This window comes from Pseudomonas sp. P4_C3 (assembly GCF_056402075.1).
Genome location: NZ_JBFUIC010000191.1, coordinates 1 through 8654 on the forward strand (window position 1 = coordinate 1; position 8654 = coordinate 8654).

The window sequence follows — 8654 nt, forward strand, 5'->3', positions numbered from 1 at the left end:
GCTGAAGATTAAGATCAAAAAGATCGTCMGAACGCGGCCCGAACCTTCGGCAGCCCCTACAGATATTTCGTTATATGTGTTCCCCGGAATTCCGTGAAGAACCTATTTTTTGCGTGATAGTCTCGCCGCACTTTTGAGTTGGCACTGATCGTTCACGCGATGACGGCCACAGTGAGGAGCGATCATGCCCAGAGTTTCCCACCCAGCATTACGCCGTTCGTTTCGCGAGCTGCTGGCATCCAGTAACTGTTTCCAGACGGCTTCAGTCTTTGATCCGATGTCAGCACGCATTGCCGCCGATCTCGGATTTGAAGTGGGTATTCTGGGTGGATCAGTTGCATCTCTGCAGGTTCTGACTGCACCAGACTTCGCACTCATTACCCTGTCTGAATTTGTCGAACAAACGGCCAGAATAGGCCGTGTGGCGCAGTTGCCTGTCATAGCTGACGCCGATCACGGTTACGGAAATGCACTCAACGTCATGCGAACTGTCCAGGAGTTGGAGCGCGCAGGAATAGCGGCACTCACGATTGAAGACACCTTCCTTCCGGCGCAATTCGGGTGTAAATCAACAGACCTCATCAGCACTGAAGAGGGCGTCGGCAAAGTGCGGGCCGCACTGGAAGCACGCGTTGATCCGGAGCTTTCGATTATTGCTCGAACCAACGCATCAGTCCTGCCAGTGCATGAGGTCATTCACCGAATGCACGCTTATCAACGGGCCGGCGCGGATGGCATTTGTATTGTTGGCATCCAGGACTTTGCGCACCTCGAACAGATCGTGGAGCACATCACGATTCCACTGATGTTGGTCACTTACGGAAACCCGAGACTCAACGACAACGAACGCTTGGCCAAGCTAGGAGTGCGAATCATTGTTGCAGGTCATGGTGCTTATTTCGCCTCCATTAAAGCGACCTATGACTGCCTTCGTGAACAACGCCAGCTCACTCGCAACACATCGAACTTAAGCGCTACCGAACTGGCCTACACCTACACGTTGCCGGAAACATATTTGAATTGGGCCAGGGACTTCATGGATGTTCAGGCGTGATGAAAATCTCCTGATCAGCTTTTTACCCACTGCTCTGCCTACAGGTTTCTCCCTGCTTGAATCCGCAAGCATGATTTGCGTGCCGAGAAGAGCACTCGCACTCATGCGGTTTGGTCACCCTCGGTTACGTATTCAGCAGTTTGCTTGCGGAGCGATCTGGGAGCTTTTTTCTTCTCAACAAAGCGCTCTAAGTATTCTCACCTTGATTAGCGCAGACCTGCTCGGGAGCGGTTAATCGGGTAACAACATTCAATGTCTAACTGCTTCTGGGTTTACGACCGCGCGAGCTTGGTTTCACCGGAACGCTTTTCCCATACTCGCTCCACCATAACGCGAGTGCTTCCATCGTTGGCCCGAGTGCACGGGCCTTTGCCGTCATCTCATATTCGACGCGCGGGGGCACTTGMGCGAAGACTGTTCGCGACACCAGGCCATCGTTTTCGAGTTCACGAAGTTGTGCCGTCAGCATGTGCTGGGTGATGCCGCTGATCGCCTTGCGAAGTTCTCCGAAGCGATAGATTCGCTGGTTCAACAACCACATGATTTCCAGCTTCCACTTGCCTGAGAGCAGCGCAAATGCACGGCGCATTTCCTCGTGCATATTGATCTGATCGTCATCAATAGTCTGGTTTTCCATACTAAGCACCACTTTTTCATCCTACTTGTCGCTTTTCATATTAGGCGACATCTTTGACCTAAGTCGACGCATTAACGCTTGCTTAGGAAAACCCCATGATTGAAATCTACATTTATTGGATCAGTACGACACTGCTGTCGTTGTTGTATCTGGCCTCGGCGACTCTGTACCTGGTTAAAAGGGAATGGGTTCGTCAAGCACTCGCCGACCTCGGCTACCCCGCCAATCTGATGTCGATGCTCATTGCAGTGAAGATTCTGGCGGTGGTCGCCATTGTGTTGCGGATCAATGTGTCGCTTAGCGACCTGGCCTACGCCGGCATGCTTTATCACCTGCTGCTCTCAGCGTTTGCGCATATCAATGTCCGCAAGCCTGGTGGAGCCTTGCCGGCGGTTATCTGCCTCGTGTTGCTGATCGCTTCTTTCTTGACTCAAAACGCTGCTCATGACGTGCAGTCACCCTACGGGCAAGTAACAACGGCACATTTAATAACCCCCACATAACTGGAGATCAACATGTCCCGACTCAATGGAAAAGTAGCCATGGTCACTGGCGCCGGTCGTGGTATTGGCCGCGCTACTGCCCAGCTGTTTGCAGGATCCTGGTGAACAATGCCTTCGACCCCTGCGCCGTCTTCTCATCGGTTCTCGATCTGTCAGCCGAGCAATTGCAACGCAATCTGGAAATGGGGCCGATTGCCTATCTGCGGACGATGCAAGCCTGCTACCCACACCTTAAAGCCAGCGGGGAGGGTAGAGTCATCAACTTTGCATCGTTGGCCGGTGTCATCGGCTTGCAGGGTTATGCCCCTTACAACATGGCAAAGGAGGCGGTGCGTGCCTTGACTYGCTCGGCGGCAAGGGAGTGGGGCGCAGACAAGATCACGGTGAACAATGTCATGCCGGTTGCGGACACTTGGGGGGCTGCTGCCAATGCGCCCGCACCCACCAATGCACTTGGCCGTTATGGATCGCCCGAAGAGGACATTGCGCCGGTCGTGCTGTTCCTTGCCAGCAAGGATGCGCAGTTCCTGACGGGTTACAGTCTTACCCCTGACGGTGGCCAAATCATCGACAGCGCACGCTGACGGTCACGTCCAGTTTCCGAGCGCATGCTCAACCGAAACCACAAGACATGCCTTGGCGTGTCTTGCGGTTATTTCAAGCAATGCTGACCGATGCAACAGGCTCCCGCGATGCTGCGCGTGCAGCCAGGAAGGCAAGAACGGCCGCCACACCTAGCAAAGTGGCGCTCAATTCGAAGGTCGCTTGATAGCCGCTCGAGTCGAAGACCAGCCCGCCAACGGTTGCGCCAGACGCAATAGCGAGTTGGATGATCGCCACCATTAAACCGCCTCCCGCTTCAGCTGCGTCTGGCAACGTTCTCGCCAGCCATGTCCACCATCCCACGGGCGCTGCAGTCGCAACCAGTCCCCATGCGCCAAGCAAGACGGTCGTGGTGGTCGCCGAGCTACCGAATGAAACAAGCGCCAGTGCAATCATCGCCATGAAGATCGGGATGACGATGAGGGTTCGATGCAGGCCATTTTTCAAGAACGCTTCAATCAGGAAGGTTCCGGCAAGTCCCGCCAGGCCCAGAACGAGCAACATAAAAGACAGCATGGAGACACTGACGTGCGTGACCGTTTCAAGGAATGGGCGCAAATAGGTAAACAGCATGAACTGGCCCATGAAAAACACACTGACCGCCACCATGCCTAGTGCGACCGGTACGCTTTTCATCAACCTGAAGACGTTTCCAGTGCCTGAACCGCTTTGCGATTTCATCGGTGGAAGGCTTACAGACAGCCATACACAAGCGACTATCGCGACTGGGATGACGCACAAGAATGCACCGCGCCAGCCAATCAAGGCGCCGAGAAAGCTGCCCAATGGCGCTGCAATCACAGTCGCCAAAGCGTTGCCGCCGTTGACGATTGCCATGGCGCGAGTGATCTGGTCGTCAGGCACCAGGCGCATGGCGGTTGCCGCCGACAATGACCAGAAGCCACCTATCGCAATACCGATCAGCGCGCGGCCGATCATGAACACCCAGTAGTTCGGGGCGAACGCGACCACTGTTCCAGAAAGGATCATCAACAGCGTCAGTGAAAGAAGCAGCGGTTTACGGTCGACCCGCGCTGCCACCAGCGGGATAAGAAGGCTGGTGAATAAGGCAAACAGCCCCGAAACGGAAATGCCCTGACCGGCTTGTCCTTCGGTGATATGCAGATCGGCGGCAATGGGTGTCAGCAGGCTGACGGGCATGAATTCCGATGCCACCAGCACGAAGGCGGCGAGCGACATGGCGAATACGGCACCCCATGATTTATGGGGCACTGGGGTGGTGTGATCAGTCATTGTTTGAATCCTGTATTGCGCGAAGCGTCGTAGCCCCGAGGACGAGGCTACGAGAGAAGCGATGCCCGGCCAGGGCACCGAACGGGCTACTTAAGGTTGCTTTTGAAGAACGTGGTCAACTTGGCGAATGGAATGAGGTTGACCCGGTCGTAGAGATCGACGTGGTTGGCGCCCGGAACGATGACCAGTTCTTTAGGCTCCGCTGCACRCTTGTAGGCATCTTCACTGTATTCACGAGAATGAGCCTCGACGCCCGTGATCAAGAGAAGTGGACGTGGCGAAATAGTCTCGATGTCTTCGAACGGGTAGAAATTGTAGAACTTCGCATTGGTGGTCAGTGTCGGCATGGTGGACGTCTGCGGCGATGCGCCGGCAGGGGTGACTTCACCGCGAGGAGTGCGATAGAAATCAAAAAACTCATCGCCTATCGCATTGCCTGTGAGCTTCAACGGGGCACCGGCGGTGTACTGGGTAGCGCCGCCAGTGAATTCCACATAGCGTTGTTCTGCAGCTTCGGCGAGTGCCGTGCGTTTCTGCTCTGGGGTCGTCGAATGACCCAAACCTTTGCGGTATAGGTCGCCGTGGTTGTACATGCTGACTGTTGCGATTGCCTTCAGTCGAGGGTCGATCTTGGCCGCGCTGATGACGAAGGCGCCGCTGCCGCAAATGCCGATGATGCCGATGCGCTCACGGTTAACGAAAGGCCGTGTGCCCAGGAAATCCACCGCCGCGCTGAAGTCCTCGGCGTAGATGTCCGGTGACACGGCTTGACGGGGCTGCCCCTCGCTTTCACCCCAGAACGAAAGATCAATCGCCAATGTCACGAAACCTTGCTCGGCGAGCTTCTGGGCATACAGGTTGGAGCTCTGTTCTTTCACCGCGCCCATTGGGTGCCCTACGATGATCGYGGGGTTCTTGATCTTGGGATCCACTCCTTTAGGAATGTAGAGGTTCCCTACAACGTTCATCTTGTATTGGTTTTTAAAGGTGACCTTTTCTGCGATGACCTTCTCGCTTTTGTAGAAGTTGTCAGCACCGTTAGACATGTCAGCTCCCATTGATGAGAAAGAGGCGACAAACAGCCCCAGGGCAAGAAAGAGTCTGTTCATTCGATATTCCTTACTTTTGGATGGAGTCCATTTGCGTTCTTGAATCTGAGGCTCTCAATCAACCAATGTGGAGTTGTCGATCACAAAGCGGTACTTGACGTCGCCCTTGAGCATCCGTTCATAGGACTCATTGATCTGATCGGCCCGCACCAGTTCGATATCGGAGACGATGCCGTGCTCGGCGCAGAAATCGAGCATCTCCTGTGTTTCGGGGATACCACCAATCATCGAGCCGGCAATCGTTCGGCGTTTCATGATCAGGTTGAATACGTTCGGCGATGGATGTGGCGAGGCGGGCGCACCGACCAGAGTCAGTGCCCCATCACGCTTGAGCAGCACCAGAAACGCATCAAGATCGTGGGGGGCTGCGACGGTGTTGAGAATGAAGTCGAAACTCTTGGTATGTGCAGCCATTTCTTCAGCGTTGCGCGATACGACGACCTCATCGGCGCCTAACGCCTTTGCCGCCTCGCGCTTGGATTCAGAGGTGGTGAACGCCACGACGTGGGCGCCCATCGCATGAGCCAGCTTGATGCCCATGTGGCCCAGGCCACCGATGCCGACCACGCCTATTTTCTTGCCTGGGCCGGCGTTCCAGTGGCGCAGAGGGGAGTAGGTAGTGATGCCCGCGCACAGCAGCGGAGCGACGGCAGCCAGTTGTGCCTCGGGATGGCGGATGCGCAACACGTAGCGCTCATGCACCACGATGTTTTGCGAGTAGCCGCCCAGCGTCCAGCCGGGTGCGTCCGGTGTCGGAAAGTTGTAGGTGCCGACCATTGCGTCGCAGTAGTTTTCCAGGCCTGTCTCACAGTCGTCACAGTGTTTACAGCTGTCGACAATGCAGCCGACACCGACCAGATCGCCGACTTTGAAATCCGCAACATGCGCGCCCACCGCCGATACACGGCCGACAATTTCGTGACCCGGTACGCAGGGAAATTGCGTGCCTGCCCACTCGGCACGCACTTGGTGCAAATCTGAATGGCAGATGCCACAGAAGGCGATATCGATCTGAACATCATGGGCTGCAGGCGTTCGGCGGTTGATCTGCATTGGCTCAAGGGGTTTGTCGCCCGCGTGAGCACCGTAGGCTTTGACAAGCATGGGAGCATCCTCGATGGGTTTGTCGGTTGAACATTCTCCCGCTCTGCCCAGACCCTCTGTAGTGCATTGCGCTGGATTACTTGCCTGATTCTATGAGTCTCTGTTTTTTTGCAGGACGGTCGTGAGTTGGCGAGTTAGAGTTCAGGGAAGAGGTACAAGACGAATATGACGAACAAACCCGACACCGCTCCTCAACAGTTATCGCCACAAGAAGCGCTTGCGCAGATCATCGGCGCGCAGATCTCCAAACCAGGTGATTATGCAACGGCCATTGCAGGCCTCGTTTTTTTCAGGCGCGAACATCCAGCACCGCCCATCGTTTGCATGGTCGAGCCAAGCATCATCCTTGTCGCCCGAGGTGAGAAACAGCTCTGGGTAGGTGGCGAGGGCTACCCCTACGACACGTCGCGGTTTCTGATCACCTCATTGGATTTGCCTGCAAATTCAGAAGTGCTGACGGCAAGCCCGGAACAACCATGCCTGGGGCTGACCTTGAAACTCGATCTGCGCATGCTGGCTGAGCTGATAGCGCAAAGTGACCTGCCACCAACCCGTGATCGATCAGTTGCAAAGGGGGTAGGAATTGGCTCAGTGACCCCAGCGATGCTGGCCTCATTCGAGCGTTTATTGGCCCTGCTCGATGAGCCGGAGTCCATCCCTGTTCTTGCCCCCTTGATCCAGCGCGAGATTCACTACCGTCTCCTGCAGAGTGATCAGGCGAGCCGGCTTCGACAAATAACGTCTGTCGATGGCCAGGGTTATCGGATCGCGAAAGCCATCGATTGGTTGAAGTTGAATTACACCTTGGCGCTTCGCATCGATGAGCTTGCAGCCCGTGTGCAGATGAGCACTCCGACCTTTCACCACCACTTCCGCCAACTCACCGCAATGAGCCCCTTGCAGTACCAAAAATGGCTGCGACTGAATGAAGCAAGACGGTTGATGCTCAATGAACACCAGGACGTATCCAGCGCCGCTTTCAAGGTCGGCTATGAAAGCCCATCCCAGTTCAGCCGCGAATACAGCCGTCTGTTTGGCGTCCCCCCCAAGAGGGATATTGCGGTGTTGCGAGGGCAGGGGTAGCAACATCAATCCGTACAAGAGAGGCGATTGATGATGGCTTCATTTGCCGACTGCTCCATGCCTGGTTCAGCCAGGGAAGCTGGAGGAGTCAAGGCTTTTGTAGACGCACTTGCTTTTCAACCTCGCTGGCAATGTGTGTCTCCACGTTCTCCACCGAGCGGGCAAGTTCGACAAAATCAGATGCCTCCCACAAACCTTCTGCAGCACCACGCGAATCCATAAAACTGCGATTAAGTGCCGAGATGGGCTTGCACGTGCTCGCCGACAACTTGAAACGGGTCATGAAAGTCATCGGTGCCGACAGCTGGATGAAGACACTGTCGACCTGGAAAAATCCGGTTTTGATCCATCCCAAAGGCTGTAAAACAGCGCTGACGGATTGTTACAACTCATGGCTTCGATCGGGCGATCGCTCAACCAACGAACGTCGATGTTCCAATTCGGTGAGCCCGTTGCTCCTCTTTGAGGGCCGCACCTATGAGAGGTAGCAATCGAAGGTGAGCCTTATTAGGCTTATGATCATGCATTGACATACACCGTATAAATAAGGGGCACCTGATGTCCACTGCACATGTTTTCATCGCCACCAGTCTGGATGGCTTCATCGCCCGGCCCGATGGCGACATCGACTGGCTTTTGCAGCGCGATGATCAGTCCGAGGATCATGGCTACTCAGATTTCATCGCCGACAAAGATGTAATCGTAATGGGGCGGGGAAGCTATGAGAAAGTGCTGACCTTCGACACATGGTTTTACGACCGACCCGTGGTGGTGCTGTCTGGACAGCTGGCCGATTCGCCGGTGCCCGAGGCGCTGAAGGGCAAGCTACGCTTTTCCAACCTCGCACCCCGGGAGGTGATGGAGGAGCTTGCGAGGCAAGGCATGCGTCGGGTCTATGTCGATGGCGGGCAGTTGGTGCAATCATTCCTGCGCGATGGATTGATCGCCGATATGGTGATCACTACCGTTCCCGTACTGATCGGGTCGGGTAGGCCATTGTTCGGGGGCCTTCAGCAGGATGTTGACTTGAAACTGTTATCCAGCCGCTGCTTTCCTTCGGGGTTGGTGCAGTCCACCTATCGGCTGGCCCCATGACCCACCCGCGTGGACTTCCTGACCAAGGCAAGGGCAAGGGCAAAGGGCGCGCATCGTGCCCCCGCCCTGGATCTAATGGGTCCTTTGGAGGCACCCTGAAGGGTTGAGCCAGCGCCTTCGAGCGACCCTGCGGTTGCTCGAAGGCAGTCTGGTTACTTCAGGTTGCCGCTGAGGAACTGCTGCAGACGCTCACTTTTAGGGTTACCCAATAC

General features: G+C 55.5%; 10 protein-coding genes. 5 read left to right on the forward strand and 5 right to left on the reverse strand.

Features of this window, described 5'->3' with window-relative positions:
* The first annotated feature begins 184 nt into the window (after positions 1-184).
* A complete protein-coding gene (locus AC1DVH_RS22255) occupies positions 185-1054 on the forward strand; it encodes an isocitrate lyase/PEP mutase family protein (protein WP_477755630.1) in 870 nt (289 codons plus the stop codon).
* A 256-nt stretch (positions 1055-1310) separates the two neighbouring features.
* Here AC1DVH_RS22255 and AC1DVH_RS22260 read toward each other — a convergent pair whose 3' ends face one another.
* Entirely contained in the window at positions 1311-1691 is a 381-nt protein-coding gene (locus AC1DVH_RS22260; RefSeq protein ID WP_477755631.1) for a winged helix-turn-helix transcriptional regulator, read from the reverse strand.
* A 95-nt stretch (positions 1692-1786) separates the two neighbouring features.
* Here AC1DVH_RS22260 and AC1DVH_RS22265 point away from each other — a divergent pair, with 95 nt between their 5' ends.
* Both AC1DVH_RS22265 and AC1DVH_RS22270 read left to right on the forward strand, forming a co-directional pair.
* Complete coding sequence (locus tag AC1DVH_RS22265; protein ID WP_477755632.1) at positions 1787-2194, forward strand: DoxX family protein; 408 nt, start codon at positions 1787-1789, stop codon at positions 2192-2194.
* Positions 2195-2295: 101 nt separating this feature from the next.
* Positions 2296-2778 carry an SDR family NAD(P)-dependent oxidoreductase gene (locus tag AC1DVH_RS22270; protein ID WP_477755633.1) on the forward strand — a complete coding sequence of 161 codons (483 nt, stop codon included), beginning with the start codon at positions 2296-2298 and terminating at the stop codon, positions 2776-2778.
* A 73-nt stretch (positions 2779-2851) separates the two neighbouring features.
* Here AC1DVH_RS22270 and AC1DVH_RS22275 read toward each other — a convergent pair whose 3' ends face one another.
* The 3 genes from AC1DVH_RS22275 to AC1DVH_RS22285 all read right to left on the reverse strand — a co-directional run bounded on the left by AC1DVH_RS22275 (position 2852) and on the right by AC1DVH_RS22285 (position 6264).
* Positions 2852-4051 carry an MFS transporter gene (locus AC1DVH_RS22275; RefSeq protein ID WP_477755634.1) on the reverse strand — a complete coding sequence of 400 codons (1200 nt, stop codon included), beginning with the start codon at positions 4049-4051 and terminating at the stop codon, positions 2852-2854.
* 86 nt (positions 4052-4137) lie between these two features.
* The gene (locus AC1DVH_RS22280) at positions 4138-5160 is read right to left on the reverse strand and encodes an alpha/beta hydrolase (RefSeq protein WP_477755635.1); all 1023 of its coding nucleotides are present in this window, start codon (positions 5158-5160) and stop codon (positions 4138-4140) included.
* 54 nt (positions 5161-5214) lie between these two features.
* Positions 5215-6264, reverse strand: a complete 1050-nt coding sequence (locus tag AC1DVH_RS22285; protein ID WP_477755636.1) for an NAD(P)-dependent alcohol dehydrogenase — start codon at positions 6262-6264, stop codon at positions 5215-5217.
* Between the two features lie 165 nt (positions 6265-6429).
* Between AC1DVH_RS22285 and AC1DVH_RS22290 the strand changes: the two genes are divergently transcribed.
* Positions 6430-7347 (forward strand): AraC family transcriptional regulator, encoded by a 918-nt coding sequence (locus tag AC1DVH_RS22290; protein ID WP_477755637.1) that lies wholly within the window; start codon positions 6430-6432, stop codon positions 7345-7347.
* Between the two features lie 88 nt (positions 7348-7435).
* Here the strand turns inward: AC1DVH_RS22290 and AC1DVH_RS22295 are convergent, their stop codons facing one another.
* Positions 7436-7630 carry a hypothetical protein gene (locus AC1DVH_RS22295; RefSeq protein ID WP_477755638.1) on the reverse strand — a complete coding sequence of 65 codons (195 nt, stop codon included), beginning with the start codon at positions 7628-7630 and terminating at the stop codon, positions 7436-7438.
* A gap of 275 nt (positions 7631-7905) precedes the next feature.
* Between AC1DVH_RS22295 and AC1DVH_RS22300 the strand changes: the two genes are divergently transcribed.
* Positions 7906-8442: a dihydrofolate reductase family protein gene (locus AC1DVH_RS22300; RefSeq protein WP_477755639.1), complete on the forward strand. Its 537-nt coding sequence runs from the start codon at positions 7906-7908 to the stop codon at positions 8440-8442.
* Positions 8443-8654: the final 212 nt, after the last annotated feature.